The sequence below is a fragment of the Ramlibacter tataouinensis genome (assembly GCF_001580455.1).
In the GTDB taxonomy this organism is placed as follows: Bacteria; Pseudomonadota; Gammaproteobacteria; order Burkholderiales; family Burkholderiaceae_C; genus Ramlibacter; species Ramlibacter tataouinensis_B.
This window is the reverse complement of the sequence record NZ_CP010951.1, coordinates 2352008-2376373: the sequence shown is the minus strand read 5'-3', so window position 1 is coordinate 2376373 and position 24366 is coordinate 2352008. Positions and strand designations below refer to the sequence as shown.

General features: G+C 70.3%; 29 protein-coding genes. 11 read left to right on the top strand and 18 right to left on the bottom strand.

The annotated features are described in order from the left end of the window. Genes ltaE through trpE form a run of 3 tightly spaced genes read right to left on the bottom strand, consistent with a single transcriptional unit; the run spans window position 1 to window position 3115 of the window. Entirely contained in the window at window positions 1–1038 is a 1038-nt protein-coding gene (ltaE, locus tag UC35_RS11500; RefSeq protein WP_061499569.1) for a low-specificity L-threonine aldolase, read from the bottom strand. Further along, the gene (locus UC35_RS11495; RefSeq protein WP_173861285.1) at window positions 1035–1607 is read right to left on the bottom strand and encodes an anthranilate synthase component II; all 573 of its coding nucleotides are present in this window, start codon (window positions 1605–1607) and stop codon (window positions 1035–1037) included. The genes ltaE and UC35_RS11495 overlap by 4 nt, the downstream gene beginning before the upstream one ends. An 8-nt stretch (window positions 1608–1615) precedes the next feature. Continuing rightward, window positions 1616–3115, bottom strand: coding sequence for an anthranilate synthase component I (gene trpE, locus UC35_RS11490; RefSeq protein ID WP_061499565.1), 1500 nt, complete (start codon window positions 3113–3115; stop codon window positions 1616–1618). Window positions 3116–3457: 342 nt separating this feature from the next. Here trpE and UC35_RS11485 point away from each other — a divergent pair, with 342 nt between their 5' ends. Beyond that, the gene (locus tag UC35_RS11485; protein WP_061499554.1) at window positions 3458–4045 is read left to right on the top strand and encodes a chalcone isomerase family protein; all 588 of its coding nucleotides are present in this window, start codon (window positions 3458–3460) and stop codon (window positions 4043–4045) included. Here UC35_RS11485 and gph read toward each other — a convergent pair. After that, entirely contained in the window at window positions 4014–4715 is a 702-nt protein-coding gene (gene gph, locus UC35_RS11480) for a phosphoglycolate phosphatase (protein ID WP_061499552.1), read from the bottom strand. The two genes, UC35_RS11485 and gph, sit on opposite strands and share 32 nt — an antisense overlap. A 55-nt stretch (window positions 4716–4770) precedes the next feature. Beyond that, window positions 4771–5052 (bottom strand): KGG domain-containing protein, encoded by a 282-nt coding sequence (locus tag UC35_RS11475; protein ID WP_415752697.1) that lies wholly within the window; start codon window positions 5050–5052, stop codon window positions 4771–4773. Window positions 5053–5346: 294 nt separating this feature from the next. Here UC35_RS11475 and UC35_RS11470 point away from each other — a divergent pair, with 294 nt between their 5' ends. Then, a complete protein-coding gene (locus UC35_RS11470; RefSeq protein WP_061499546.1) occupies window positions 5347–5619 on the top strand; it encodes a hypothetical protein in 273 nt (90 codons plus the stop codon). Here UC35_RS11470 and rpe read toward each other — a convergent pair. Then, complete coding sequence (rpe, locus tag UC35_RS11465; RefSeq protein ID WP_061499542.1) at window positions 5609–6292, bottom strand: ribulose-phosphate 3-epimerase; 684 nt, start codon at window positions 6290–6292, stop codon at window positions 5609–5611. The two genes, UC35_RS11470 and rpe, sit on opposite strands and share 11 nt — an antisense overlap. Before the next feature lie 53 nt (window positions 6293–6345). Here rpe and apaG point away from each other — a divergent pair, with 53 nt between their 5' ends. The 5 genes from apaG to UC35_RS11440 all read left to right on the top strand — a co-directional run bounded on the left by apaG (window position 6346) and on the right by UC35_RS11440 (window position 10765). Further along, a complete protein-coding gene (gene apaG / locus UC35_RS11460; protein WP_061499539.1) occupies window positions 6346–6726 on the top strand; it encodes a Co2+/Mg2+ efflux protein ApaG in 381 nt (126 codons plus the stop codon). Between the two features lie 133 nt (window positions 6727–6859). Beyond that, window positions 6860–8125: a cation:proton antiporter gene (locus UC35_RS11455; protein WP_061499536.1), complete on the top strand. Its 1266-nt coding sequence runs from the start codon at window positions 6860–6862 to the stop codon at window positions 8123–8125. Between the two features lie 10 nt (window positions 8126–8135). After that, window positions 8136–9284: a YbdK family carboxylate-amine ligase gene (locus tag UC35_RS11450; protein ID WP_227820559.1), complete on the top strand. Its 1149-nt coding sequence runs from the start codon at window positions 8136–8138 to the stop codon at window positions 9282–9284. Between the two features lie 36 nt (window positions 9285–9320). Then, window positions 9321–10274 (top strand): thiamine-phosphate kinase, encoded by a 954-nt coding sequence (gene thiL, locus UC35_RS11445; RefSeq protein ID WP_061499533.1) that lies wholly within the window; start codon window positions 9321–9323, stop codon window positions 10272–10274. Next, window positions 10274–10765 (top strand): thermonuclease family protein, encoded by a 492-nt coding sequence (locus UC35_RS11440; RefSeq protein WP_061499530.1) that lies wholly within the window; start codon window positions 10274–10276, stop codon window positions 10763–10765. The genes thiL and UC35_RS11440 overlap by 1 nt, the downstream gene beginning before the upstream one ends. A 40-nt stretch (window positions 10766–10805) precedes the next feature. Here UC35_RS11440 and UC35_RS11435 read toward each other — a convergent pair whose 3' ends face one another. Continuing rightward, window positions 10806–11000 (bottom strand): hypothetical protein, encoded by a 195-nt coding sequence (locus UC35_RS11435; protein WP_061499527.1) that lies wholly within the window; start codon window positions 10998–11000, stop codon window positions 10806–10808. A gap of 116 nt (window positions 11001–11116) precedes the next feature. Here UC35_RS11435 and UC35_RS11430 point away from each other — a divergent pair, with 116 nt between their 5' ends. From UC35_RS11430 to UC35_RS11415, 4 genes are read left to right on the top strand one after another with little or no spacing between them, the layout of a single operon-like run. Further along, window positions 11117–12034: a LysR family transcriptional regulator gene (locus UC35_RS11430; protein WP_061499524.1), complete on the top strand. Its 918-nt coding sequence runs from the start codon at window positions 11117–11119 to the stop codon at window positions 12032–12034. Further along, window positions 12031–12561: a phosphatidylglycerophosphatase A gene (locus UC35_RS23510; RefSeq protein WP_061503799.1), complete on the top strand. Its 531-nt coding sequence runs from the start codon at window positions 12031–12033 to the stop codon at window positions 12559–12561. Before UC35_RS11430 ends, UC35_RS23510 begins: the two co-directional genes overlap by 4 nt. Then, window positions 12558–13046, top strand: coding sequence for a CinA family protein (locus tag UC35_RS23505; protein WP_227820528.1), 489 nt, complete (start codon window positions 12558–12560; stop codon window positions 13044–13046). Before UC35_RS23510 ends, UC35_RS23505 begins: the two co-directional genes overlap by 4 nt. Next, window positions 13043–13942, top strand: coding sequence for an alpha/beta fold hydrolase (locus tag UC35_RS11415; protein WP_061499521.1), 900 nt, complete (start codon window positions 13043–13045; stop codon window positions 13940–13942). The genes UC35_RS23505 and UC35_RS11415 overlap by 4 nt, the downstream gene beginning before the upstream one ends. On the opposite strand, the gene UC35_RS11410 is transcribed toward UC35_RS11415, so the two are convergent. From UC35_RS11410 to UC35_RS11360, 11 genes are all read right to left on the bottom strand, one after another. Then, window positions 13939–14355, bottom strand: coding sequence for a putative toxin-antitoxin system toxin component, PIN family (locus UC35_RS11410; RefSeq protein ID WP_082793055.1), 417 nt, complete (start codon window positions 14353–14355; stop codon window positions 13939–13941). The two genes, UC35_RS11415 and UC35_RS11410, sit on opposite strands and share 4 nt — an antisense overlap. Beyond that, a complete protein-coding gene (locus tag UC35_RS11405; RefSeq protein WP_061499517.1) occupies window positions 14336–15562 on the bottom strand; it encodes a THUMP domain-containing class I SAM-dependent RNA methyltransferase in 1227 nt (408 codons plus the stop codon). Before UC35_RS11405 ends, UC35_RS11410 begins: the two co-directional genes overlap by 20 nt. A gap of 14 nt (window positions 15563–15576) precedes the next feature. Next, window positions 15577–17115 carry an RNA polymerase factor sigma-54 gene (locus tag UC35_RS11400; protein ID WP_061499514.1) on the bottom strand — a complete coding sequence of 513 codons (1539 nt, stop codon included), beginning with the start codon at window positions 17113–17115 and terminating at the stop codon, window positions 15577–15579. A gap of 11 nt (window positions 17116–17126) precedes the next feature. Then, the gene (lptB, locus tag UC35_RS11395; RefSeq protein WP_082793559.1) at window positions 17127–17849 is read right to left on the bottom strand and encodes an LPS export ABC transporter ATP-binding protein; all 723 of its coding nucleotides are present in this window, start codon (window positions 17847–17849) and stop codon (window positions 17127–17129) included. A gap of 62 nt (window positions 17850–17911) precedes the next feature. Continuing rightward, the gene (gene lptA, locus UC35_RS11390; RefSeq protein WP_061499508.1) at window positions 17912–18520 is read right to left on the bottom strand and encodes a lipopolysaccharide transport periplasmic protein LptA; all 609 of its coding nucleotides are present in this window, start codon (window positions 18518–18520) and stop codon (window positions 17912–17914) included. 112 nt (window positions 18521–18632) lie between these two features. Next, the gene (locus tag UC35_RS11385) at window positions 18633–19274 is read right to left on the bottom strand and encodes a thiol:disulfide interchange protein DsbA/DsbL (RefSeq protein ID WP_061499506.1); all 642 of its coding nucleotides are present in this window, start codon (window positions 19272–19274) and stop codon (window positions 18633–18635) included. Window positions 19275–19295: 21 nt separating this feature from the next. Beyond that, on the bottom strand, window positions 19296–19925 hold the full coding sequence (locus tag UC35_RS11380; RefSeq protein WP_061499503.1) for an SPOR domain-containing protein: 630 nt from the start codon (window positions 19923–19925) through the stop codon (window positions 19296–19298). A gap of 16 nt (window positions 19926–19941) precedes the next feature. Continuing rightward, the gene (argS, locus tag UC35_RS11375; protein ID WP_061499500.1) at window positions 19942–21615 is read right to left on the bottom strand and encodes an arginine--tRNA ligase; all 1674 of its coding nucleotides are present in this window, start codon (window positions 21613–21615) and stop codon (window positions 19942–19944) included. 62 nt (window positions 21616–21677) lie between these two features. Beyond that, a complete protein-coding gene (locus UC35_RS11370) occupies window positions 21678–22136 on the bottom strand; it encodes a DUF2214 family protein (RefSeq protein WP_061499497.1) in 459 nt (152 codons plus the stop codon). Then, window positions 22133–23062: a LysR family transcriptional regulator gene (locus UC35_RS11365; RefSeq protein WP_061499494.1), complete on the bottom strand. Its 930-nt coding sequence runs from the start codon at window positions 23060–23062 to the stop codon at window positions 22133–22135. The genes UC35_RS11370 and UC35_RS11365 overlap by 4 nt, the downstream gene beginning before the upstream one ends. A 33-nt stretch (window positions 23063–23095) precedes the next feature. Next, entirely contained in the window at window positions 23096–24289 is a 1194-nt protein-coding gene (locus UC35_RS11360; RefSeq protein ID WP_061499490.1) for a CaiB/BaiF CoA transferase family protein, read from the bottom strand. Window positions 24290–24366: the final 77 nt, after the last annotated feature.

Here is a 24366-nt window from a genome sequence, read left to right as displayed (position 1 = left end):
TCAGCCCTGGAAGAAGCCGCGCACCGCCGCCACCGCGCGGTCGACGCCGGCAGCGTCGACGTCCAGGTGCGTCACGAAGCGCAGGCGGTACAGGCCGGTGGCGAGCACGCCCTGTGTCTTCAGGTGATCCAGCAGCGCCTGCGAGCGGTCACGCGCCGCGCCCAGCAGGTCGACGAACACGATGTTGGTCTCGGGCGGCTCCACCCGCAGCGCCTCGAGGCCGGCCAGGCCGTCGGCCAGCCGCCGGGCCAGCGCGTGGTCCTCGGCCAGGCGCTCGACGTGGTGGTCCAGCGCGTACGCGGCGGCCGCGGCCAGCAGGCCGGCCTGCCGCATCGCGCCGCCAGCCATCTTGCGCACCCGGCGCGCCCGCGCGATCAGCTCGCGCGAACCGCACAGGGCCGAGCCCGCCGGCGTGCCCAGGCCCTTGCTGAAGCACACCGACACCGTGTCGAACAGGCCGGCGATCCGGCGCGCTTCGGCCGCGGCCGGCCGCCCGGCCGCCTGCGCCACCGCCGCGTTGAACAGGCGCGCGCCATCCAGGTGGGTGCCCAGGCCATGCCGGCGCGCCAGCGCCGTCGCCTGCTCCAGGTAGGGCAGCGGCATCAGCCGCCCGCCCAGCGTGTTCTCCAGCGCCAGCAAGCGGGTGCGGGCGAAATGCGGGTCGTCCGGCTTGATCGCCGCCTCGATGTCGGCCAGCCCCAGCGTGCCGTCCGGCTGGTGCGCCAACGGCTGCGGCTGCACGCTGCCGAACACTGCGGCGCCGCCGCCTTCCCAGCGGTAGCAGTGCTGCATCTGGCCGACGATGTATTCGTCGCCGCGCTGGCAATGCGCCAGCACCGCGCACAGGTTGCTTTGCGTGCCGGTCGGCACGAACAGCGCCGCCTCGAAGCCCAGCAGGCCGGCGATCTTGTCCTGCAGCGCGTTCACGCTCGGGTCGTCGCCGAACACGTCGTCGCCCAGTGGCGCGTCGAACATGGCGGCGCGCATGCCGGGCGCGGGCCGGGTCACCGTGTCGCTGCGCAGGTCGATGGGCTTCACTTGGGGAGCTCCAGGAAGTTCTTGAGCATGGCGTGCCCGTGCTCGGTCAGGATGGACTCGGGGTGGAACTGCACGCCCTCGATGGCGAGCGACCGGTGGCGCACGCCCATGATCTCGCCGTCGTCGGTCCAGGCGGTCACTTGCAGCTCGGGCGGGCAGCTGGCGCGCTCGATCGCCAGCGAGTGGTAGCGGTTCACCGTGAACTGCTCCGGCAAGCCGGCGAACACGCCTTCGCGCGTGGTGGTGATCACGCTGGTCTTGCCGTGCATCAGCTGCCGCGCGCGGATGATGTTGCCGCCGAACGCCGCGCCGATGGACTGGTGCCCCAGGCACACGCCCAGGATCGGCAGCCTGCCGGCGAAATGCCGGATCGCCGCCACCGAAATCCCTGCTTCGGCCGGCGAGCAGGGACCGGGCGAGATCACCAGCCGGTCCGGCCGCCGCTCGGCGATGCCCTCGAGGGTAATCTCGTCGTTGCGGAACACCTCCACCTCGGCGCCCAGCTCGCCGAAGTACTGGACGAGGTTGTAGGTGAAGCTGTCGTAGTTGTCGACCATCAGGAGTTTCATGACGGCGCTCATTCCAGTCCCTCCTCCACCAATTCGGACGCCCGCAGCAGCGCGCGCGCCTTGACCTCGGTTTCCTTCCATTCCAGCTCCGGCACCGAATCGGCGACCACCCCGGCGGCGGCCTGCACGTACAGGGTCTGGTCCTTGACGATGCCGGTGCGGATGGCGATCGCCACGTCCATGTCGCCGGCATAACTGAGGTAGCCGCAGGCGCCGCCGTACAGGCCGCGCTTGTTCGGCTCGAGCTGGTCGATCAGCTCCATCGCATGCACCTTGGGCGCGCCGGTGAGGGTGCCGGCCGGGAAGGTGGCCTTGAGCACGTCGATGCTGGTCATGCCGTCCTTCAGCAGGCCTTCCACGTTGCTCACGATGTGCATGACGTGGCTGTAGCGCTCCACCGCGAAGGCCTCGGTCACCTTGACGGTGCCGGTCTTGGCGATGCGGCCGATGTCGTTGCGCGCCAGGTCGATCAGCATCACGTGCTCGGCGCGCTCCTTGGGGTCGGCGACCAGTTCCTGCTCCACGGCCTGGTCGGCTTCGGGGGTGGCGCCGCGCGGGCGCGTGCCGGCGAGCGGACGGATGGTCACCTTCTGTCCCTGCGGCGTCTGCTCCTGGCGCACCAGGATCTCGGGCGAGGCCCCCACCACATGGAAGTCGCCGAAGTGGTAGTAGTACATGTAGGGGCTCGGATTGAGCGAGCGCAGCGCCCGGTACAGCGACAGCGGCGACTCCGTGAAGCGCTTCTTCAGGCGCTGACCGACCTGCACCTGCATGAAATCGCCCGCGGCGATCAGCTCCTTGGCGCGCTCGACCGCCGCCAGGTAGTCGGCCTTCGCGAACTCGCGCTCGACCGGATGGCCCTGCGTCTGCCGCACCACCGGCGCGCTGACCGAATACTTGAGCAGCTCCTTCAGCTCGCGCAGCCGCCGCTTGCCGGTGGCATAGGCCTCGGGCTGGCCGGGGTCGGCGTAAACGATGAGGTAGAGCTTGCCCGAGAGGTTGTCGATGACGGCCAGCTCCTCGCACTGCAGCAGCAGGATGTCCGGGCAGTGGAGGGTATCCGGCGGGCAGCTCTTTTCCAGCTTGGGCTCGATGTAGCGCACCGTGTCGTAGCCGAAATAGCCGGCCAGCCCGCCGCAAAAGCGCGGCAGGCCCGGGCGCAGCGCGACCTTGAAGCGCTGCTGGTAGCTGGCGACGAAGTCCAGCGGGTTGCCGTGCGCGGTCTCGACCACCTTGCCGTCGGTCACCACCTCGGTCGCGGCGTCGGCCCCGAAGCCGCGGGCGCGCAGCATCGTCCGCGCCGGCAGGCCGATGAAGCTGTAGCGGCCGAAGCGTTCGCCGCCGACCACCGATTCGAGCAGGAAGCTGTAGGCACCGGAGCCCTTGGCGTGCGCCAGCTTCAGGTACAGCGACAGCGGGGTTTCAAGATCCGCGAACGCCTCGGCGATCAGCGGAATGCGGTTATAGCCCTGCAGGGCCAGGCTTTTGAATTCGAGTTCGGTGATCACGGGGTGAGCCTCCACAAGCTCGTGCGGCGCGGGCCGCTGGATTTGATCGATGCCCCGGGAGGGGCGCGGGGGCACGGGCAGCCCCGTGCGAATCAGGAACGCTCGAACGTTGGCTTACGCCAGGGCCAGGCTCCCCTGCCCCTGAAAACCACGATGCTCGTGCGGTGGATGGACATGGGCGGCAGTGTAGCAAAGCACCCTCGTGTCCTCCAAGTGCCCTGCCCTGTCCCTGACGAGACATGGGGCCGCCCCTCTAGGGAGCCGCCCCAAGAAAACCCTCTTGTACTGCCACGTACCAAGCTGAACAATCACCCGGCACGTCTGCTTGTCCGAAGGCCGAAGATGAATTCGATGAAGCCCTGGCTGCTTGCGGCAGCCCTCATGATCGCCATGCCCGCGGCGCTGGCGCAGTCCGTCAACCTGGGCGGCGTCAAATACGAGGAAGCCACCGAATTGCGCGGCGCCAGGGTGCTGCTCAATGGCGCGGGGATCCGCTACAAGCTGGTGGTCAAGGTCTACGCCGCCGGCCTCTACCTCACGCGCAAGGCCGGCACGGTCGACGAAGTGCTCGCCGCCCCCGGCCCCAAGCGCATGCAGATCACGATGCTGCGCGACATCGAGTCGGCTGAACTCGGCAAGCTGTTCACCCGCGGTGTCGAGGACAACATGGACAAGGGCGCCTTTTCCAAGCTGGTGCCCGGCCTCATGCGCATGAGCCAGCTGTTCACAGACATCAAGAAACTCAACGCCGGCGACAGCTTCGCGATCGACTGGGTGCCCGGCACTGGCACGGTGATCTCGGTCAAGGGCGTGCCCCAGGGCGAGCCGTTCAAGGAGCCCGAGTTCTTCAACGCGCTGATGCGCATCTGGCTGGGCCCGGTGCCGGCCGACTACAAGCTCAAGGACGCGTTGCTCGGCCACTCGGGCTGAGCCAGTTCCGCAGCTGGGCGAGCGAGTCGAGGAAGGCGTCCGCGTCCTCCTCGTGGACCGGCTCCCCGTGGTTGTAGCCGTAGGTCACCAGCACCACCGGGCAGCCGGCGGCGCGCGCGGCCTGCGCATCGTTGCGCGAGTCGCCCACCATGAGGGTGCGACCCGGCCGTGAACCCAGCGCCTCGCAGGCCCGAAGCAGGGGCAGCGGATCGGGCTTCTTGCGCTCGAACGCATCGCCGCCGAACACGAAGTCGAAGTGCTTGAGCAAGCCCTTGGCCTGCAGCAGCGGCCGCGCGAAGGCGCCGGGCTTGTTGGTCAGGCAGGCCAGCCGCAACCCGGCTTCGCGCAAGGCGCCGAGGCCGTCCGCCGCGCCCTCGAAGACCGCCGAGTGCCGCCCGTTGATGGCCAGGTAGTGCCTCTGGTAGGCCGCCCAGGCCGGCTCGTACAGCCCGGGCGGGGCGCCCACATGGTCCAGCACCGTCTGGATGAGATGCTCGGAGCCGCGCCCGACGCGGGGTGCCACATCCTCGGCGGCGATGCAGGGCAAACCCAACTCGCGCAGCACCGCGTTCAGTGCGGCGCTGAAGTCGCCCAGCGTGTCCACCAGGGTGCCGTCAAGGTCGACGATGGCGGCGTCGAAGTCTTGAGATCGTGCGTGCAAGCCGCTCATTGTCGCGCATGAAAAAGGGTGCGCGGGGGCACCCTTTTCCGGCAAGTCGGGGGGCTCAGCGCTTCTGGCCGCTCTGGTTCCCACCTTGACCCGCGCCTTGGGCCCCGCCTTGGCCGCTGCCGTGGCCGCCGCCATGGCTGGCCTGCCCGCCCTTGCGGCCCGCCTCCCGGGCCTCCTCGGAGTTGAACTCGTGGGCGGTGCCTTTCTGGTGCGCCGCCTGTCCGCCCTTGCTGCCGGCCTGCCGCGCCTCTTCCGAGGTGAACTCATGCGCGGTGCCCTTTTCATGCGCTGCCTTGCCGCCTTCGCTGGCGATCTCGCGCTGCCGTTGCGGATCCATGGAAGCGAATCCACGACTGGATGAGCCGCCTTGCTTTCCGCCCGGGTTGCCTTGATTGCTGGATGCCATGGTGACCTCCTGGGTCTCGTGAACCGATCGAACAATTCAGCGGCCGGCGCGCGCCGACCACAAGCTCTTATTTGGGTCCAGTGCCCGTCACGGCGCAGTCAGAGGCCGTGCGTAGGAAACGTAGGAAGGCTCCGATGCGGCGCGCGTCCTACAGGATGAGCAAGGCATGTCCTACCTCACGCGCCCGCGGCCGGGGCACCATCGGCATGAAAGGGCCCCAAGCGTATGCACTACCGCATGACCAGCCGGCGGCGCAAGCCGCGCGGAAGCACGGCGTCCCAGCAGGGCGAGGCACCGGCGCGCGCGCCGCGCACGCCGCACGAGCGCGACGAGTCGGCCGACAGCCAGCAGCCCGGCGAGGCCTCGCAGGGCCGCATGGCCACGGCCGCCCGGGAAGACGTCGAGCGGGGCCTGGTCGACACCGACAAGGGCCCGGTGCTGGACGAAACCTACGAGCGGGTGCGCAGCAACGACACGGAGAAGAAGTTCAGCCCTTGAGCGCCGCGCGCATCGCGCCGACCACCGCGCGGTAGTCGCTCTGGCCGAAGATCGCGCTGCCGGCCACGAAGGTGTCCGCGCCGGCCGCGGCAACGCGCGCGATGTTGTCCACCTTGATGCCGCCATCGACCTCGAGGCGCACGTCCCGTCCGCTGGCGTCGATGCGCTTTCGCACCTGTTCGATCTTGCGCAGCGCCGAGTCGATGAAGCCCTGGCCGCCGAAGCCCGGGTTGACGCTCATGATCAGCACCAGGTCGATGTCGTCCAGCACCCAGTCCAGCACGTCGATCGGCGCCGCCGGATTGAACACCAGGCCCGGCTTGCAGCCGGCCGCCCGGATCGCCTGCACGCTGCGGTGCACGTGCGTCGAGGCGTCGGGGTGGAAGGTGATGTAGTCGGCGCCGGCCTGCGCGAAGGCCTGGGCGAGCGCGTCCACCGGCTGCACCATCAGGTGCACGTCGATCGGCACCGGTCGGCCCTGGGCGTCCTTGGCATGGGGCTTGAGGGCGGAACAGATCATGGGGCCGAACGTGAGGTTGGGCACGTAGTGGTTGTCCATCACGTCAAAATGGATCCAGTCGGCGCCTGCCGCGATGACGTTGGCGACCTCCTCGCCGAGGCGCGCGAAGTCGGCGGAAAGGATGGAAGGCGCGATCCGGTAGGTTCTGCTCATGCGCGGATTCTCGCAAAATCACAGCGCGGCAGCGCAAAGCGTACGATGGCGCCATGGCCACGTACCAGTTTCGAGTCGAGGTGCAGCCGCGCTACCTGGCGGAGCAATCAGAACCACAGGAGCACCTCTATACCTTTGCCTACACCATCACCATCACGAACACCGGGCAGACGACCTCGCAGCTGATTTCCCGCCATTGGGTGATCACTGACGCCGCCGGGGGGATCGAGGAAGTGAACGGCCTGGGCGTGGTCGGGCAGCAGCCGCTGCTCAAGCCCGGCGAGTCCTTCCAGTACACCAGCGGCTGCCGGCTGCGCACGCCCAGCGGCACCATGGAGGGCAACTACTTCTTCGTGGCCGAGGACGGCGAGCGTTTCGAGGTGGAGATTCCCGCCTTTCAATTGAGCGACGGCGGGGCCCGCATCCTGCACTGACCGAAGAGCAGCGCCGCGCAGCGCGAAGGGCACGGCCGCGCAGCGCGCGCGGTCGGGCTGGCTCGACCCTCGCGACGCTGTCCTACAGGCCCGGCGAGGCCTGCCGAGATACATTGCGCGCGGGGAACCCCGCATGAACGAAGTCATGGCCGTTTGGGCCGCTTGGCTCAGGCCATCGGCCGGGCTGCCCACGCTCCAGTGGTCGGTGCTGCTCGCGGTGGCCGCGGCGGCCGGTCATCTGCTGCAGCGGCACACCGGCCTGCCCAAGGTGGTGGGTTACTCGTTCGCCGGCACCTTCGCCGGCCTGGCGGGCTTTTCCGGCGGCGCCTGGCCCTTGCAGGGCATCGCGCTGTTCCTGCTCGAACTCGGTGTCTCGGTGGTGCTGTTCGAAGCCGGCGGCCGCCTGGCGCTGCGCTGGTTCCGGCACAACCCCATGGTGCTGCTGCAAAGCCTGCTGGGGTCGCTGCTCACGGGCCTGTGCGTGTTCTATGCGCTGCGCTACCTCGGGGTGCGCGCGACCGTGGCCGAATCGCTGGCCGTGATCTCCATGGCCGCTTCGCCCGCGGTGCTGTCGCGGGTGGTGGTGGACACGCGCGCCTCCGGGCCGGTCACCGAGCGCGCGATGACGCTGTCCACCCTGAGCGCGCTGTATGCGCTGACGCTGGTGAACGCGCGCACCGGCGTGCTCACTCGCCAGGGGGGCGACGTCGGCGACAAGCTGTTCCCGGTGCTGGTGGTGCTCGGCGTCTCCTTCGTCGTGGGCGCCGTGCTCGCCCTGCTGCTGCGCATGGCCTTGCGGGTCATGAGCCCGACCAGTGAAAACACCTCGATGCTGCTGGTCGCGCTGATTGCCGCCGGCACCGCGGTGGCGTCGCACTTCGGCGGCTCCGCGCCGCTGGCGGCGCTGATCGGCGGACTGCTGCTCAAGCAGATGAACCCGCGGCCCTGGGCCTGGCCGCGCCAGCTGGGCACCGTCTCGTCGCTGCTGACCATGCTGATGTTCGTGCTGGTGGCGGTGGTGGCGGCGACCGCCCCCTGGAACCCTGCGGTGGCGGGGCTGGTCGCGGCGCTGGTGCTGGCCCGCGGCGCCGGGACCATCGTCGGCGTGTGGCTGGCCAACTGGCGCAGCGGCACCAGTTGGCGCCAGGCGATCTGGACCGGCTGCGCGATGTCGCCCATGTCTTCGGTCGCCTTGCTGATGGTGTCGCAGTTCGCCACCGCCTCGGCCGGGCTGGGTGCGGAGGTCGCCGGCATCGCGCTGCCGGCGATCCTGCTGATGGGAGTGCTGGGCGCGATCGCCGCCACCTTCGCGCTGCACCGCGCGCGCGAGACCTCGCGCAGCGATGAGGCCGAAGGCGCGGACCTGGCCGGGGAGCCGCTGCGTGGCAAGGGTTCTTAAGCACGTCGAGGTGCCCGTCGCCACGCCCGGCGAAGCGCCGGCGCTCGGACCCTTTGGCGAGTCGGCGCCGCTGTCGCTCGGCGTGGAGCTCGAACTGCAGCTGGTGAACACCCACGACTACGACCTGGCGCCCTATTCCGACGAGATGCTGCGGCTGATGTCCCGCTTCCGGCTGCCCGGCTCGGTCGTTCCCGAAATGACCTCCAGCATGATCGAGGTGTCCACCGGCATCTGCCGCTCGGCGGTGCAGGTGCACGACGAGCTGTCGGCCATCCGCGATGCGCTCGTCAAGTGCGCCGACCGCCTCAACATCGCCGTGGTGGGCGGGGGCACGCACCCCTTCCAGCAGTGGCACGAGCAGCGCATCTACGACAAGCCGCGCTTTCGCGAGCTGTCCGAGCTGTACGGCTACCTGTCCAAGCAGTTCACCATCTTCGGCCAGCACGTGCACGTCGGCTGCCCCGACGCCGATTCCGCGCTGCTGATGCTGCATCGCATGTCGCGCTACATCCCGCACTTCATCGCGCTGTCGGCCAGCTCGCCCTACGTGCAGGGCCAGGACACGCAATTCGACTCGGCGCGCCTGAACTCGGTGTTCGCCTTCCCGATGTCGGGCCGCGCCCCGTTCACGCTGCGCTGGTGCGAGTTCGAGAAGTTCTTCAACAAGACCACGCGCACCGGCGTGGTCAAGAGCATGAAGGACTTCTACTGGGACATCCGTCCCAAGCCGGAATACGGCACCATCGAAATCCGGGTGTTCGACACGCCGCTCACCATCGACCGGGCGGCGGCGCTGGCCGGCCTGGTGCAGTCGCTGGCGGCCTGGTTCCTGCAGGAGCAGCCCTTCATGCCGGAGGAGGACGACTACATGGTCTACACCTACAACCGCTTCCAGGCCTGCCGCTTCGGGCTGGACGCGGTGTACGTGGACCCGGTCAGCGGCCAGCACATGCCGCTGCGCGAGCACATTGGCCTCACGCTGCGCCAGGTCATGCCGCACGCGCGGCGCGTGGGTGCGGCCTACGGCGTGCAGATGCTGTGGGAAGACGCCGAGCACGGCACCAACGACGCGCGCTGGCTGCGCGAGAAGCAGGGGCGCGAACGCCTGCTGGCCGAGGTCGTGCGCCAGGGCGCGCTGCGGTTTCGCGAGGCACGTTAGCGCGATGCGTCCCGCCTTTGGCGCGACAATGGCGCGATGGGTGAATTCGACCTCATCGAACGCTTCTTCAAGCGCCCGGCGCGCCGCAATGCGCTGGGCGTGGGCGACGACTGCGCGCTGCTGGCGCCGGCCGCGGGCATGCAGCTGGCAGTGTCCAGCGACATGCTGGTCGAAGGCCGCCATTTCCTTCCGGCCGTCGACCCGGCCCGGCTCGGCCACAAGGCCCTGGCCGTCAACCTGAGCGACCTGGCGGCCTGCGGCGCGCAGCCGCTCGCATTCACGCTGGCCTTGTCGCTGCCGCAGGCCGACGAAGCCTGGCTGGCGCCGTTCGCGCGCGGCCTGTTCGCGCTGGCCGAGGCCCACGAGTGCGAGCTGGTCGGCGGCGACACCACGCGCGGCCCGCTGAACATCTGCATCACGGTGTTCGGCGAAGTCCCGGCCGGACAGGCCCTGCTGCGATCGGGCGCCCGGGCCGGCGACGACCTCTATGTCAGCGGCAGCCTGGGCGACGCCCGGCTCGCGCTCGAAGTGTCCCGGGGTGCGCTGTCGGTGCCGGCCGATGCCCTGGAGCGGGCGCGCGCCCGCCTGGACCTGCCGACGCCGCGCGTGGCGCTCGGGCAGGCGCTGCGCGGCCTGGCCACGGCCTGCATCGATGTGAGCGACGGACTGCTCGGCGACCTGCGCCACGTGCTGCGGGCCAGCGCCGTGGGGGCGGCGATCGACGCCGGCGCCTGCCTGGCGCTGATGGACTGCGCGGTGCAGCTCGATCCGGACACCCGGCTGGAGTGGGTGCTGGCGGGCGGTGACGACTATGAGCTGCTATTCACCGCGGCGGCGGACCGCCGGCAGCAGGTCGAAGCCGCCGCCCGCGCGGCGGGCACGCGCGTCACGCGCATCGGCCGCATCGAGGCGGCGCCGGGCCTGCGGCTGTTCGACGCAACGGGTCATCGCATCGCGCGGCAGTTCGCGTCGTTCGACCACTTCGCCTGATGCCGCCACGCCTGCCGCGCCTGGCGCTGGCCCTCGCCGTCTGCCTCGCGTCCTGGCAGGCCTGCGCCGGGACCTTCGAAGGCATCGTCACCCACGTCAGCGACGGCGACACCCTCTCGGTGCGGCCGCTGGACGGCCGCGCGCCGCAGCGCATCCGCATCCACGGCATCGACGCGCCGGAGATCTGCCAGCCGCTCGGCCCCCAGGGCCGCGATGCGCTGGCGGCCAAGGCCCTCGGCAAGCGGGTGGTGGTGATCGCGCAAGCCAGGGACGACTACCAGCGCACCGTCGCACGCGTGCGGCTCGGGCGCGAGGACCTGGGGGCCTGGATGGTTGGCCGCGGCTACGCCTGGTCGTACCGCTACCAGCGCAGCCGCGGCCCCTACTGGGAGCAGGAAGCGCGCGCGCGCCGCGAGCGCCTGGGCCTGTGGCAGTCGTCCCGGCCGCAATCGCCGCGCGAGTTCCGGCAGCGGCACGGCAGTTGTTACTAGTCGGGGCTTGGCGCGACACTCGGCGGCCTTACCAGCACGGTCAGCCCTCCACCACCGGCCTGCGCGAGCGGACATGGCGCGCGAACGCGGCGGCCAGGCGCTTGGCCGGACGAAGCCGGTCGCGCGCCATCCGCGTGCCGGCGCTCCAGTAGGCCTCCCAGTCCTCGCGGCGCAGCTCCTGGGCGCGCCGGCGGGCCAGGGCCATCAGGCGCAGGTTGTCTTCGTGCTTGGACATGGCGGCCTCCTTTTCGGTTGGGTGAGGCCACTGTAGGGACGCGCGGGCGGCGCGGAAACGGCACCGCCGGCAAATCGGCTTTGCGCGCCATGCAACACCGGCCTTACCATTGCCGCATGCGCGACCTCCAGTTCGACGACATGCATCTGTTCACGCGCGTGGTGGAACTGGGCACGCTGTCGGCGGTGGCCCGCGAGCGCGACGTGCCGGTGAGCCAGGTCTCGCGCGCGCTGGTGCGCATCGAGCAGGCCTGCGGCGCGCGCCTGATCCATCGCTCGACGCACGGGCTGTCCCCGACGGCGGAGGGGCAGACCTTCCGCGACTACTGCCGGCGCATGATCGGCACGCTCGACGAGCTCGAGGGCGAGTTCGCCACCCGCAGCCGCGAGCCGCGCGGCACCGTGCGCGTGGCCGCGAGCACCGTGATCGCGCAGTACCAGCTGGTGCCCAGCCTGCCCAGCCTGGCCGCGCGCCACCCGCTGCTGCGCGTCGACCTGCAGGTGGGCGACAGCATCGTGGACATGGCGCGCGAAGGCATCGACATCGCGATCCGCACCGCCAACACGCTGCCCGAGACGGTGGTGGCGCGGCAGATCGGCACGCTGGGGCGCGGGCTCTACGCGGCGCCCTCGTATGTGGCCGCGCACGGCCTGCCGCGGAACCCGGGCGAGCTGGCCGGCCACACGCTCATCACCAACAACAACGTGACCATGCTGAACCAGTGGCCCTTCCGCATCCGCGGCAAGGCGAGCGTGTATGCCGCCGAAGGGCGCTGGCGAACCAACGACACCAACATGGGCGCGACCATGGTGCTGCAGGGCCTGGGCATCGGGCGGCTGGCCACCCTGGTGGGCGACGCCCTCGTGCGGCAGCAGCTGCTGGTGCCGGTGCTCGAGAAGTACGTGGACGCGAAGCCGGTGGCGGTGTACGCGGTCACCGCCGGCGCCCGCCATCGCCTGCCGAAGATCAAGGCCTGCATCGAACACTGGGCCGAGTGGTTCCGCCAGCCGCCGGCCGCGCCCGCAGCACCATGAGCGATGCCTTGAACCCGCCCCTGGAATCCGCGCCGCGCCGTCCGAGCGTGCGCTTCATGCTGTCGCACCCGGCGCACTTCATCGCCCTGGGCTTCGGTTCGGGCCTGTCCCCGGTGGCACCCGGCACCGCCGGCACCTTGTGGGCCTGGCTCGCCTGGTGGCTGCTCCAGCCCCTGTGGGGCGCCGCCGGCCTCGGCCTGCTCATCGCCGTCTCGCTGGCGCTGGGCTGGTGGGCCTGCACGGTGACCGCATCGCACATGCGCGTGCTCGACCCCGGCAGCATCGTGTGGGACGAGGTCGTCGCCTTCTGGATCGTGCTGTGGCTGGTGACGCCGGCCAGCTTCACCGCGCAGCTGGCCGCGTTCCTGCTGTTCCGCCTGTTCGACGCGGTCAAGCCCGGCCCGGTCGCCTGGGCCGACGGCCTGTTCCAGGGCTTTGGCTGGCGCGGCGGATTCGGCATCCTGTTCGACGACCTGGTGGCGGCGTTCTGCACGCTCCTGGTGATCGCCGCCTGGAGGTTCTGGTGACGCCGGTGGAGCAGCTCGCGGCCTTGCTGCGCGAGCGCGGCTGGATGCTGGCCACCGCCGAGAGCTGTACCGGCGGGCTGGTCGCAGGCGCCTGCACCGAGCTGTCCGGTTCCAGCGACTGGTTCGACCGCGGCTTCGTGAGCTACTCGAACGCGGCCAAGACCGAGATGCTCGGTGTGGACGCGGCGCTGATCGCGGCGCATGGCGCGGTCAGCGAGCCGGTGGCCCGGGCGCTGGCGGTCGGGGCGGTGCAGCGTTCGAAGGCGCAGGTCGGCGTGGGCATCACCGGCATCGCCGGTCCGACCGGCGGCAGCCCGGAGAAGCCGGTGGGCCTGGTCTGGTTCGGCTTTTCGGTGGATGGCCAGCTGTCCAGCGAAATGCGCCGGTTCGGCGGCGACCGCGCCGCGGTGCGCGCAGCCGCGGTGCGCCACGCGCTGGAGGGCTTGATCGCGCGCATCGCGCCCGGGGGAAAGACTTCGCCATGAGTTCGAGCTGGTTCGACGGATTCGAGACGCGCCGCTTCGCCGTCAACGACACGGAAATCTTCGCCCGCTTCGGCGGCCGCCGGGACGGCCCGCCGCTGCTGCTGCAGCATGGATTCCCGCAGACGCACGCCATGTGGCACCGGGTGGCGCGGCTGCTGGCGGACCGCTATTTCCTGGTGATGCCCGACTTGCGCGGCTACGGCGACTCCGGCAAGGCCCCGGGCCTGCCCGACCACGCCAACTACAGCAAGCGCGCCATGGCCCGCGACCTGGTGGAGCTGATGCGCGCGCTGGGGCATGAGCGCTTCTTCCTGTGCGGGCACGACCGCGGCGGGCGCGCGGCGCACCGGCTGGCGCTGGACCACCCGCGGGCCGTCGCGAAGCTGTGCCTGATCGACATCGCGCCGACGCTGGACATGTACGAAGCGACGGACATGCGCCTGGCGCGCGCCTATTACCACTGGTTCCACCTGATCCAGCCGGCGCCGCTGCCCGAGGCCATGATTGGCGGCAACAGCCGCCTGTACCTGCACACCAAGCTGGGCGGCTGGGGCGGCCAGGGACTGGCCCACATCGAGCCGCAGGCCCTGGCCGAGTACGAGCGCTGCTTCTGCCGGGCCGAGTCGATCCACGCCGCGTGCGAGGACTACCGCGCCAGCGCCGGCATCGACCTGGAGCACGACCGCGAAAGCCGGGCGCGCGGCGACAAGATCCCCTGCGACACACTGGTGCTGTGGGGCGAGCGCGGCATCATCGGCAAGCTGTTCGAGCCACGGGAGCTCTGGCAGGCGCAATGCGCGGGCCGGGTGCAGGGCCGCGCCATGGACGGCGGCCACTTCTTTCCGGAGGAACTGCCGGAGGCGACGGCCGACGCGCTGCGCGCCTTCTTCGGCTAGTTCAAAAGCGAAAGCGCGGGCGCCACGCCCACGTCCAGCGCCACCAGGCGCTTGCGCAGCTTCAGCACCGCCGCATCCTTGGACAGCAGCGTGGCGCGGTGCGCCACCGCCAGGTCGATGAACTTCTGGTCGTCGCCATCCGTGCAGGCGACCGGGGCGGCTTGCGGCGCCTCGGCCAGGCACGCGAAGCGGTCGAACTGCGCGAGCACGCCCTCGGCGCCGAGTCCGCCGGCCGCCAGCCGCGCCGCGATCTGCGGATAGACCAGCACGCGGGCGAGCTCCTCGCGCATGGCGGCGGTGGCCAGCCATTTCACTTCGCCCGCATGCAGGCGCTGGTGCAGCGCGCGCGCCGCCTGGTCGTCGAAGACGAACAGGTCCAGCACCACGTTGGTGTCAAGAACCAGCTGGCGCATCCGCATCCTGCCGCCGGGCCGAACCCCGGACCATGTCGAAACGGAACAGCCGGCACTCGATCGGGCCGTTCCACATCGGCACCCGGCGCGACTCCTTCAGGCGCATGCGCGACGGCAGCTTGAGGTCGGGTGTAAGCACCCAGGCGGTCCAGCCGGCATAGTGCTTCTTCCAGTGCGCGGCCAGCTGGGCGAAGAAGTCCGCACCGTCCTCCACCTGCGCGCGCTCGCGCCCGCCCTGGCTGCGCCCCGCCACGCCGGCGGTCTCGATGCGCTCACCGTACGGCGGATTCACCAGCATCACGCCGGGCGTGTCCCCGGGCGGCAGGCGCTGCAGGGCGTCGCCGCCGCGCAGCTGGACCGCGTGCGTCACGCCGGCGCGCTCCGCGTTGCGGGCCGCGAAGTCGACCATGCGAAAGGCCACGTCGCTGCCGAACACCGGCGCCTGGGGCGCGCGCTGCTGCGCCTTCGCCTCTTCGCGCAGCCCCTGCCAGACGTGCGGCTGGTGCGGCAGCAGGCGCTCGAAGCCGAAGCGGCGGCCCTGGCCGGGCGCGATGTTGCACGCCACCTGGGCCGCTTCGATGGCGATGGTGCCGCTGCCGCAGCACGGGTCGTACAGCGGCACGGCCGCATCCCAGCCGCTGGCCGCGATCATGGCGGCCGCCAGCGTTTCCTTCAGCGGCGCCTCGCCCTTGTCCTCGCGCCAGCCGCGCTTGAACAGCGGCTCGCCCGAGGTGTCGATGTACAGCGAGACCTGCTCGCTGGTGAGGTGCGCGTAGATGCGCACCGTGGGCCGCTGCGTGTCCACGTCGGGGCGCGCGCCCTGCTTGTCGCGAAAACGATCGGCGATCGCGTCCTTGATCTTCAGGGCGGCGAAGTTCAGACTTTTGAGCGGGCTGTGCTGCGCCGTGATCTCGACCTTGAAGCTGTCGCGGGTGCTGAACCACAGCTCCCAGGCCACGCCGGCGGCCGCCGCGTAGAGATCGGCTTCGCTGCGGTAGGGCGCATGCGCCAGCTGCACGAGCACGCGCTGCGCCAGCCGGCTGTGCAGGTTCAGCCGCAGCACGTCGCGCCAGGCCGCGCGCAGCAGCACGCCGCCGCGGCCGGTGAGCAGGTCGTCACCCGCCAGGCCCGTGAGCCGGTGCACCTCGTCGGCGAGGAAGCCTTCGACGCCGGCGGCGCAAGGCAGGAACAGTTGCAGGGAATTCATGGCGGCGACGGCGCTCAGAGCGCCTTGCGCAGGTTGGCGGGGGCGATGCGCAGCGCCTCGCGGTACTTGGCCACGGTGCGGCGCGCGCATTCGATGCCCTGCTCCTTCAGCATCTCGGAGATCTGGTTGTCCGACAGGGGCTTTTGCGGGCTCTCGGAGGCGATGAACTGCTTGATCAGCGCCCGCACCGCCGTGCTCGAGGCGTTGCCCCCGGTCTCGGTCCCCAGGGCCGAGCCGAAGAAGTACTTCAGCTCGAAGGTGCCGAAGGGCGTGGACATGTACTTGGCCGTGGTGACGCGGCTGATGGTCGACTCGTGCAGGCCCAGCTCGTCGGCGATCTCGCGCAGCACCAATGGCCGCATCGCCAGCTCGCCGTGCATGAAGAAGTTCTTCTGGCGCTCCACGATGGCATTGGACACGCGCAGGATGGTGTCGAAGCGCTGCTGGATGTTCTTGATGAACCAGCGCGCCTCCTGCAGCCGCTGCTGCAGCGCCTGGTGGCCCTCGCCCTTGTGCGCCTTGAGCGCGCCGGCATAGACGTCGTGCACGCGCAGGCGCGGCATCACGTCGGGGTTGAGCTGCACGCGAAAGCGCGCCTGCGCCCCGCGTCCCACCTTGGTGACGAGCACGTCGGGCACGATCACGTTGCGCTCCACGTCGACGAAGCGCCGCCCCGGCTTGGGATCGAGCCGTGCGACCAGGGCGATGGCGGCGCGAACCTGCGCGTCCGTCTCGCCGCACAGCTGGGCCAGGCGCTTGATGTCGCGGCGCGCCAGCAGCTCCATCGGCTGCGCGCAGATGCGCAGCGCCGCGGCGCAGGCCTCGGACGCGTCGCCGGCCGCCTGCCTGGCCTGCAGCTGCAGCGTGAGGCACTCGCCCAGCGTGCGCGCGCCCACCCCCGGCGGGTCCAGGTGCTGCAGCAGGCGCAGGGCCACGGTGAAGCGGTGGACCAGCTCTTCGCGCTGCTCCAGGTCGTCGGGCGCCAGGCTCTCGGCCAGCGCCTCGAGCGGCTCCTCCAGGTAGCCGTCGTCGTTCAGCGATTCGATCAGGAAGCGCAGCGCGCAGCGGTCTTCCTCGCCCAGGCGCAGCGCCAGCGCCTGGCGGTGCAGGTGCGCCGGCAGCGATTCGTGGCTGCGCGCCAGCTCGGTGGCGTCGGTCTCGTCGTCGGCGCTCCCGTTGGCCTGGCGCGGCGTCGCGTCGCCGCCCCACTCGTTGTCGTCCGGCGCCAGCTCGGTGCTGCCGTCGCCCTCCCAGCTGGGCGCCTCCGGCTCGCCGGCAATCTCACTGTCCACGGCCGGCTGGCTGTCGGCCGCGCCATTGACATGGAATTCGCCGGCGTCGTCGTCCGCCGCCGGCACGTCGCTGTGCGACAGGCCGAACTCCTCGCGCGGCAGCTCGTCCTCGTTCAACTCCAGGAAAGGGTTGTCGTCGAGCATCTGCTCGACTTCCTGCGACAGCTCCAGGGTGGACAGCTGCAGCAGGCGGATGGACTGTTGCAGCTGCGGCGTCAAGGCCAGGTGCTGCGACACGCGAAGGGACAAGCCCTGTTTCATAACTGCGGCACTTACATGCGGAAGTGTTCGCCGAGATACACGCGGCGCACGTCCGCGTTGTTCACGATGTCCGAGGGCGTGCCCTGGGCGAGCACGGCGCCTTCGCTGATGATGTAGGCGTGGTCGCAGATGCCCAGCGTCTCGCGCACGTTGTGGTCGGTGATCAGCACGCCGATGCCGCGCGACTTCAGGAAGCCGATGATGCGCTGGATCTCGATGACGGCGATCGGGTCGATCCCGGCGAAGGGCTCGTCCAGCAGGATGAAGCGCGGCTGCGTGGCCAGCGCGCGCGCGATCTCCACCCGCCGGCGCTCGCCGCCGGACAGCGCCAGCGCCGGCGAATCGCGCAGGTGGTCCACCCGCAGGTCCTGCAGCAGCGTCGTCAGGCGCTTTTCGATTTCGGCCTTGTCCAGCGGCGCGCCGCCTTCGCCGCGCTGCAGCTCCAGCACCGCGCGAACGTTGTCCTCGACGTTGAGCTTGCGGAAGATCGACGCTTCCTGCGGCAGGTAGGACAGCCCCAGGCGCGAACGCCGGTGGATCGGCATGTGCTCGACCGAGCGGCCGTCGATGGTGATCTCGCCGGCGTCGGCCCGCACCAGGCCGACGATCATGTAGAAGGAGGTGGTTTTGCCGGCGCCGTTGGGGCCGAGCAGGCCCACCACCTCGCCCTTGTCGACGGCCAGCGACACGTCCTTGACCACCTTGCGGCTGCCGTACGACTTCTGCAGGTGCATGGCCTGCAGGCGGCTGGTGTCGGCAGCCGGCGCCGCGTGGCGTCCGGCTGCGGAGACTTCGATCACTTACGCCCCCCGTCCAGCGTGGTGCTCGGCCGCAAGGCGGCCGGCGCCGAACTCGCGGCGGCGGGCGCCGAGGCGGCCGACTTGGGCGTGAGCACCGCGCGCACGCGTCCGCCGGTGGCCGGGCTGGCGGGCCCGCCATCGACGCTGAACACGTCGTTGGCGCTGTCGTAGGTGATCAGGCTGCCCGCCATCTCGTCGCTCAGCGAGCCGCCGCGAAAGCGCCGCAGCTCGGCGCGCTTGATGAACTTCACACGGTCGAGCTTGCCGTCGTATTCGATGCTTTCGGCCTCGCCCTCGATGAACTCATCCAGGCCCTCGCGCTTTTGCCGGTAGAAGGCCAGCTTGCCCGGCTCGGCCGTGACCACGCCGTGCTGGTAGCCCTCGGGGTCCTGGCGCACGTCGATGCGCGCGCCCCGGATCACGATCGAGCCCTTGGTCACCACCACCTTGCCGGTGAAGACCGTGGTCTGCTTGAGCTCGTCATAGCGCAGCGCGTCCGCCTCGACGTTCATGGGCCGGGCCCGGTCCGCCTTCTCGGCCATGACGGGGCCGGCGGACAGCGCCAGCCAGAACGCGAGGCCAAGGGAGAGGTAAACGTGCTTCATAGAGGCATGAAACTTGCTGGGCGATTGTAGCCAGCGAAAAAGCAAAAGCCCGCTCGCGCGGGCCTTTTTGTTGAGCTGCTGGTGCTTCCTGCGGCCTGAGGGGCGGTGGCCCTCAGGCTTGGCGCGCCTGGGCAATCAGGTGATCGGTCACCTGCAGCGCGCGCGTCATGTTGCCGGCGAGCGAGCCATCGGTGTACCAGCGTCCCGCGATGCCCAGCGCCGGGACCCCGTCGACCTGGTACATGTCCTGGACCTCGACGGCGCGGCGCGCCTTGCTCGACACCGCAAAGGAGCGATACAGCTCCTGGAACTTTTGCGCATCCAGCCCCTGCTTGGCCACCCACTCCAGGATGCCCTGCTCACGGGTGAGGTCCAGCTGCTCCTTGTGGATGGCGTCGAACACCTTGCCATGCAAGGCGTCGACCTTGCCCATGGCCTCGAGCGTGTAAAACAGGCGCTGCTGCGGCACCATGCTGTCGCGGAAGGCCACCGGGACGCGCCGCAGCGACACATGCGAGGGCAGCCGCTTGATCCAGTCCTGGAGCAGGGGCTCGAAGGCGTTGCAATGCGGGCAGCTGTACCAGAAGAACTCGATCACTTCGATCTTGCCCTGCGGCGCCTCCACCGGCGCGCGCTTGTTCAGCGTCACGTATTCGATGCCGTCCTGGGGCGCCTTCATCTGCGCGGACGCCAGCCCGGGCACGCCCAGGGTCGCCAGCGCGGCCGCGCCGAGCGAAAAATCACGTCTTCTCATCACGGTTCCTGTCCCTCGGTATCAGCGCTGCACCCGCACCAGCGCCGTCTCGACGCCGCCGGCCTCGAGCTTCTGTTTTTGCCGGTCGGCGTCATCCTTCTTCTCGAAGGGCCCTACCCGCACCCGGAAGACCTGCCGGCCCGACTGCTCGCGCTCGGTGACCTTGGCATCGAACCCCATGAGGGACAGCCGGGCACGCTGGGCCTCGGCCTCTTCCTGCGTGCGGAACGCGCCGGCCTGCACGAAATAGAGGAAGGGATCGACCCCGGCCGCCATGCGCGCGGCGGCGAAGTCGCCCAGCGGGTCGGTCGACGGCGGCCGGCCGGCGACGGCCGGCGGCGTCGGGTCCTGGGCCGCAGCCGGCGCGGCGGGACGCGCGGCCGCCGGGCCGGACGGCTGCGGCGCGGCGGCGGCCGACGCCGGCGACACCGGCCGGGCCGGGTTCTTGCCGTACAGCGGGGCGTTGGGGTCCCAGTCGCGGTTCTTGCGGGTCTCGGCCGCATCCTGTTCGGCGGTGCGGCTCTGGCCCTTGTTCAGGAATGGCACCGGCACCTTGGTCACATAGACGGCCACGGCCAGGGCTGCGGCCAGCCCCAGCACCATCCCGATGATGATGCCGACGATGACGTTGCCGCGTTGAAGTTTCTTCACGTGCGAAAAATTCCAGTCACATCTTGCGCGGGGCGCTCACCCCCAGCACAGCCAGGCCATTGTGCAACACCTGCGCGCAGGCAGCCACGAGCGCGAGCCGGGCATGCCTCACCGTTTCATCGTCCACCAGGATGCGCTCGCTGTCGTAGTAGCTGTGGTAGGCCGCCGCCAGCTCGCGCAGGTAGAAGGTGACGTCGTGCGGCGCGAAATCCTGCGCCGCGGCCGTGAGCATCTCCGGGTACTTGGCCAGCTGCAGCATCAGCGCCTGGGCCTGCGGGCCGGTGAGCGCCGACAGGTCGGCGCCGGACAGGGCCGCCGCGTCGCCGCCCCACATCGCGAGCACCGAGCAGATGCGCGCATGGGCATATTGCACGTAGTACACGGGGTTGTCGTTGTTCTGTGCCAACGCCAGGTCGACATCGAAGGTGTATTCGGTGTCGGGCTTGCGCGACAGCAGGAAGAAGCGCACCGCGTCCTTGCTGGTCCACTCGATCAGGTCGCGCAACGTCACGTAGCTCCCGGCGCGCTTGGAGATCTTCACCTCCTCGCCGCCGCGCATCACGCGCACCATGGTGTGCAGCACGTAGTCGGGATAGCCGGCCGGGATGCCGGCGCCCACCGCCTGCAGGCCGGCGCGCACCCGCGCGATCGTGCCGTGGTGGTCGGTGCCCTGGATGTTCACGGCCCGCGCGAAGCCGCGCTCCCACTTGGTGACGTGGTAGGCGACATCCGGCACGAAGTAGGTGTAGCTGCCGTCGGACTTGCGCATCACGCGGTCCTTGTCGTCACCCCACTCCGTGGTGCGCAGCCACAGGGCCCCGTCCTGCTCGTAGGTCTTGCCGGCCGCCTGCAGGCGCCGCACCGTGTCCTCGACCTTGCCGCTGGTGTAGAGGCTGGACTCGAGGTAGTAGTGGTCGAACCGGACCGCGAAGGCCTTGAGGTCCAGGTCCTGCTCGTGCCGCAGGTAGGCGACGGCGAACTGGCGGATCGAGTCCAGGTCCTCGACGTCGCCCGAGGCGGTGAACTGGCGATCGTCGGCCTTCACCGTCGCCCCGGCGAGGAAGTCGCGCGCGATGTCGGCGATGTAGTCGCCGTTGTAGGCGGCCTCGGGCCACTGCGCATCCCCGGGCTTCAGGCCCCGGGCGCGCGCCTGCACCGAGGTGGCCAGGGTGGCAATCTGCACGCCGGCGTCGTTGTAGTAGAACTCGCGGTGCACGTCCCAGCCCTGGGTGGCCCACAGGTTGCAGATGGCATCGCCCAGCGCCGCCTGCCGGCCGTGGCCGACGTGCAGCGGGCCGGTGGGATTGGCCGAGACGAACTCCACCATCATGCGGCGGCTGCCGGCCGGCTGCCGGCCGAAGCCCTTGCCCGCCGCCAGCACCTCGCGCACCACCTGCTGCTTGGCCTCCGGCTTGAGCCGGATGTTGAGGAAGCCCGGCCCGGCGATGTCGATGCCCTCGACCCAGCGCTGGTAGGCCGGCGTGCTCAGCAGTTCGGCGCGCAGCGTCTCGGCGAGCTGGCGCGGATTCTGTTTCAGCGGCTTGGCCAGCTGCATGGCCGCGGTGGAAGCGAAGTCGCCATGGGCGGCGACCTTGGGCGACTCGAACGCGGCCTTGTCGCCCGCGCCGGGAAAGAGCTTCTCCAGCCCGGCAGCCAGGCCACCGAGCAATTCTTGTTTGACCAGGAGCATCGGCGGATTTTACGAGGCGGCCCTGGGCCGGCCCGCAGGGCCCGGTCCGGGCGGCGCTGCGCTCAGCCTTTCGCCCCGAACCCGCGGGCCAGGAACACTGCCGCCAGGGGGATGAAGGGGATGATGTGGGCCTGCAGCATCACCAGCTTGCGCGCCTGGCGCACTTCCTCCGGCGCGGGCAGGGCGCCCGTCTGCTGCAGCGCCTTGTTCCAGCGGATGAAGCGCCGCGTGGGCGCGATCGAGATCAGCCCGACCACGATGAACATCCCCAGCTTGGCGTGCAGCAGCCAGTTGCCCCAGTAGTAGCCGGAGCCCTTGACCCCCAGATAGATGCGGGCGAAGCCGGTGGCGAGCACCGCGAGTGCGGCGATGCCGTAGATGCGGTCCACCGTCGTCAGCCGCTTGACGATCGTCGGGTTCATCCATTCCGCGCGGCACAGCGCCGCCTCGCTGGAGATGAACACGACCAGCGCGAGAATGGCGGAGATGTGCAGGTAGGCGAGGATGGCTTCGAGGGTCATGGGCGCTCCTTCCAGAAATCGGGCCGACCGTAGTTGTCCTTGAGGAAATCGATCCACAGCCGCACCCGCAGGGGCAGGTGCTTGCGCTGGGGAAACACGGCGTAGATCCCGCTCGGCGGCGCGGCGAAATCCGCCAGCACCTCCACCAGCCGGCCGGCGGCGATTTCGCCGTCCACTTCCCAGGTGCTGCGCCAGGCAATGCCGTAGCCGGCCAGGCACCAGTCGTGCAGCACCTGGCCGTCCGTGCAGTCGAGCGGCCCCCCCGGTTTGAGGTGCGTCACTTCGCTGCCGCCGCCATTCTTCCTGGGCATGCGAAAGGCCCAGCCGCGCGTCTGCGAGGCGTCGCTGGAAAGCGTCAGGCACTGGAACCGCACCAGGTCGGCGGGCTGCCGCGGCGTGCCATGACGTGCCAGGTACGCGGGTGTGGCCACGCACATGCGCCGGTTGTCCGCGAGCCGCACGCTCACCAGCGAGGAGTCGGGCAAGTCGCCCACCCGCACCGCGCAGTCGTAGCCTTCGGCGGCAATGTCGACGACGCGGTCACTCAGGTTCAGGGAGATCGTGACGTCGGCATGCAGCGCGCGGAACTTCGGCACCAGCGGCGCCACGTTGCGCCGCCCGAAGCCGGCCGGCGCGGTGATGCGCAGGTGCCCGCTGGCCTTGACGCCGCCGGCACTGACGCTGGCTTCGGCGTTCGCCAGCTCCGTCAGCAGCCGCTGACAGTCTTCCAGGAAGGCGCTGCCCTCGTGGGTGAGTGCGATGCGGCGCGTGGTCCGCACCAGCAGCTTGACGCCCAGGCGCTCCTCCAGCGCATCGAGGCGCCGCCCCATGATCGCCGGCGCGACGCCCTCGGCCCGGGCCGCGGCCGTCAGGCTGCCGCGGGTGGCGACCGAGACGAAGGACTCCAGCTGCTTGAGTTTGTCCATGCAGCGCGGATTATCCGCACAGCCGGGACGGACTCAGCGGTCGCTGGCGACGGCCCGTCGGCGCGCCAGCAGCTCGCCGATCTGCGCGGGCGTGTAAGCCAGCGCTTCCAGCAGCTCCACCGTGTGCTCCCCCAGGCGCGGTGGCGACAGGCGCACACCGGGCCGCTGCCCGCCCAGCACCAGCGGCAGCAGCGGCACCCGGGCGGGCCGCCCGTCCGGCAGCGTCAGCGGCGCGAGCCCGCCGGTGGCTTCCAGGTGCGGGTCCTCGAACAGCTCCTCCGGCCGCGCGATCGGCGCAAAGGGCAGCGCGTGGCGCTCGAAGGTCGCGCCCAGTTCTGCGGCGGTGTGGCCGGCCAGCCGCTCGCGCAGCATCGGGATCAGCCAATCGCGCGCCTGCACCCGGTCGTTGTTGCTGGCCAGCCGCAGGTCGGCGCGCAGGTCGTCGAAGCGGAACGCCTCGCAGAACACCGCCCACTGGGTGTCGCTGACCACCGCCAGGAAAATCTGTCCGCCGTCCCTGACGGTGAAGACGTCGTACACGCCCCAGGCCGAGATGCGCCCCGGCATCGGCGCGGCCGGCTGGCCGGTGACGGCGAACTGCATCATGTGCTGCGCCACCAGGAACACGTTGTTCTCGAACAGGGCGCTCTGCACTTCCTGGCCGCGCCCGGTCTGGGCCCGCTGCATCAGGGCGGCCATCACCCCCAGCGCGCCGAACATGCCGCCCATGATGTCGTTGACGCTGGCGCCGGCGCGCAGCGGATCGCCCGGGCGCCCGGTCATGTAGGCCAGGCCGCCCATCATCTGCACCACTTCGTCGAGCGCCGTGCGGTGGTCATAGGGCCCGGGCAGGAAGCCCTTGTGGCTCACGTACACCAGGCGCTCGTTCAGGCGGGCGAGCGAGGCGTAGTCGAGGCCCAGCCGGGCCATGGTGCCGGGCTTGAAGTTCTCGCTGACCACGTCGGCGGTAGCCACCAGGCGCAGCGCCGCCTCCCGCCCTTCCGGGCTTTGCAAGTCGAGGGCGATGCTCTTCTTGTTGCGGTTGAACAGCGGAAAAAAACCCGCTCCCGACCCCAGCAGCCGGCGCGTGCTGTCGCCCGCGATCGGCTCGACCTTGATCACCTCGGCCCCCAGGTCGGCCAGCACCAGGCCGCAGGTCGGCCCCATCACCATGTGCGTGAATTCGACGACGCGGATGCCGGCCAGCGGCAGGGAAGAGTCGGGCATGCGTGAATTCTGGCACCCCCCGCAGGGGCACCAGAACCGCGCGGAGTAACACGCAGCGCGGTTCCCTTTGTGAAGAG

Coding starts and splice junctions, on each gene's coding strand:
- UC35_RS11360 (WP_061499490.1), bottom strand. CDS start 24,289: ATGCCCGACTCTTCCCTGCCGCTGGCCGGCATCCGCGTCGTCGAATTC.
- UC35_RS11470 (WP_061499546.1), top strand. CDS start 5,347: ATGCACTACCGCATGACCAGCCGGCGGCGCAAGCCGCGCGGAAGCACG.
- UC35_RS11485 (WP_061499554.1), top strand. CDS start 3,458: ATGAATTCGATGAAGCCCTGGCTGCTTGCGGCAGCCCTCATGATCGCC.
- UC35_RS11475 (WP_415752697.1), bottom strand. CDS start 5,052: ATGGATCCGCAACGGCAGCGCGAGATCGCCAGCGAAGGCGGCAAGGCA.
- UC35_RS11415 (WP_061499521.1), top strand. CDS start 13,043: ATGAGTTCGAGCTGGTTCGACGGATTCGAGACGCGCCGCTTCGCCGTC.
- lptB (WP_082793559.1), bottom strand. CDS start 17,849: ATGCACCTGCAGAAGTCGTACGGCAGCCGCAAGGTGGTCAAGGACGTG.
- thiL (WP_061499533.1), top strand. CDS start 9,321: ATGGGTGAATTCGACCTCATCGAACGCTTCTTCAAGCGCCCGGCGCGC.
- UC35_RS11410 (WP_082793055.1), bottom strand. CDS start 14,355: ATGCGCCAGCTGGTTCTTGACACCAACGTGGTGCTGGACCTGTTCGTC.
- UC35_RS11440 (WP_061499530.1), top strand. CDS start 10,274: ATGCCGCCACGCCTGCCGCGCCTGGCGCTGGCCCTCGCCGTCTGCCTC.
- UC35_RS11455 (WP_061499536.1), top strand. CDS start 6,860: ATGAACGAAGTCATGGCCGTTTGGGCCGCTTGGCTCAGGCCATCGGCC.
- UC35_RS11400 (WP_061499514.1), bottom strand. CDS start 17,115: ATGAAACAGGGCTTGTCCCTTCGCGTGTCGCAGCACCTGGCCTTGACG.
- UC35_RS11435 (WP_061499527.1), bottom strand. CDS start 11,000: ATGTCCAAGCACGAAGACAACCTGCGCCTGATGGCCCTGGCCCGCCGG.
- gph (WP_061499552.1), bottom strand. CDS start 4,715: ATGAGCGGCTTGCACGCACGATCTCAAGACTTCGACGCCGCCATCGTC.
- UC35_RS11430 (WP_061499524.1), top strand. CDS start 11,117: ATGCGCGACCTCCAGTTCGACGACATGCATCTGTTCACGCGCGTGGTG.
- rpe (WP_061499542.1), bottom strand. CDS start 6,292: ATGAGCAGAACCTACCGGATCGCGCCTTCCATCCTTTCCGCCGACTTC.
- UC35_RS11365 (WP_061499494.1), bottom strand. CDS start 23,062: ATGGACAAACTCAAGCAGCTGGAGTCCTTCGTCTCGGTCGCCACCCGC.
- UC35_RS11385 (WP_061499506.1), bottom strand. CDS start 19,274: ATGAGAAGACGTGATTTTTCGCTCGGCGCGGCCGCGCTGGCGACCCTG.
- argS (WP_061499500.1), bottom strand. CDS start 21,615: ATGCTCCTGGTCAAACAAGAATTGCTCGGTGGCCTGGCTGCCGGGCTG.
- apaG (WP_061499539.1), top strand. CDS start 6,346: ATGGCCACGTACCAGTTTCGAGTCGAGGTGCAGCCGCGCTACCTGGCG.
- UC35_RS11370 (WP_061499497.1), bottom strand. CDS start 22,136: ATGACCCTCGAAGCCATCCTCGCCTACCTGCACATCTCCGCCATTCTC.
- UC35_RS11405 (WP_061499517.1), bottom strand. CDS start 15,562: ATGAATTCCCTGCAACTGTTCCTGCCTTGCGCCGCCGGCGTCGAAGGC.
- UC35_RS23510 (WP_061503799.1), top strand. CDS start 12,031: ATGAGCGATGCCTTGAACCCGCCCCTGGAATCCGCGCCGCGCCGTCCG.
- lptA (WP_061499508.1), bottom strand. CDS start 18,520: ATGAAGCACGTTTACCTCTCCCTTGGCCTCGCGTTCTGGCTGGCGCTG.
- UC35_RS11495 (WP_173861285.1), bottom strand. CDS start 1,607: ATGAAACTCCTGATGGTCGACAACTACGACAGCTTCACCTACAACCTC.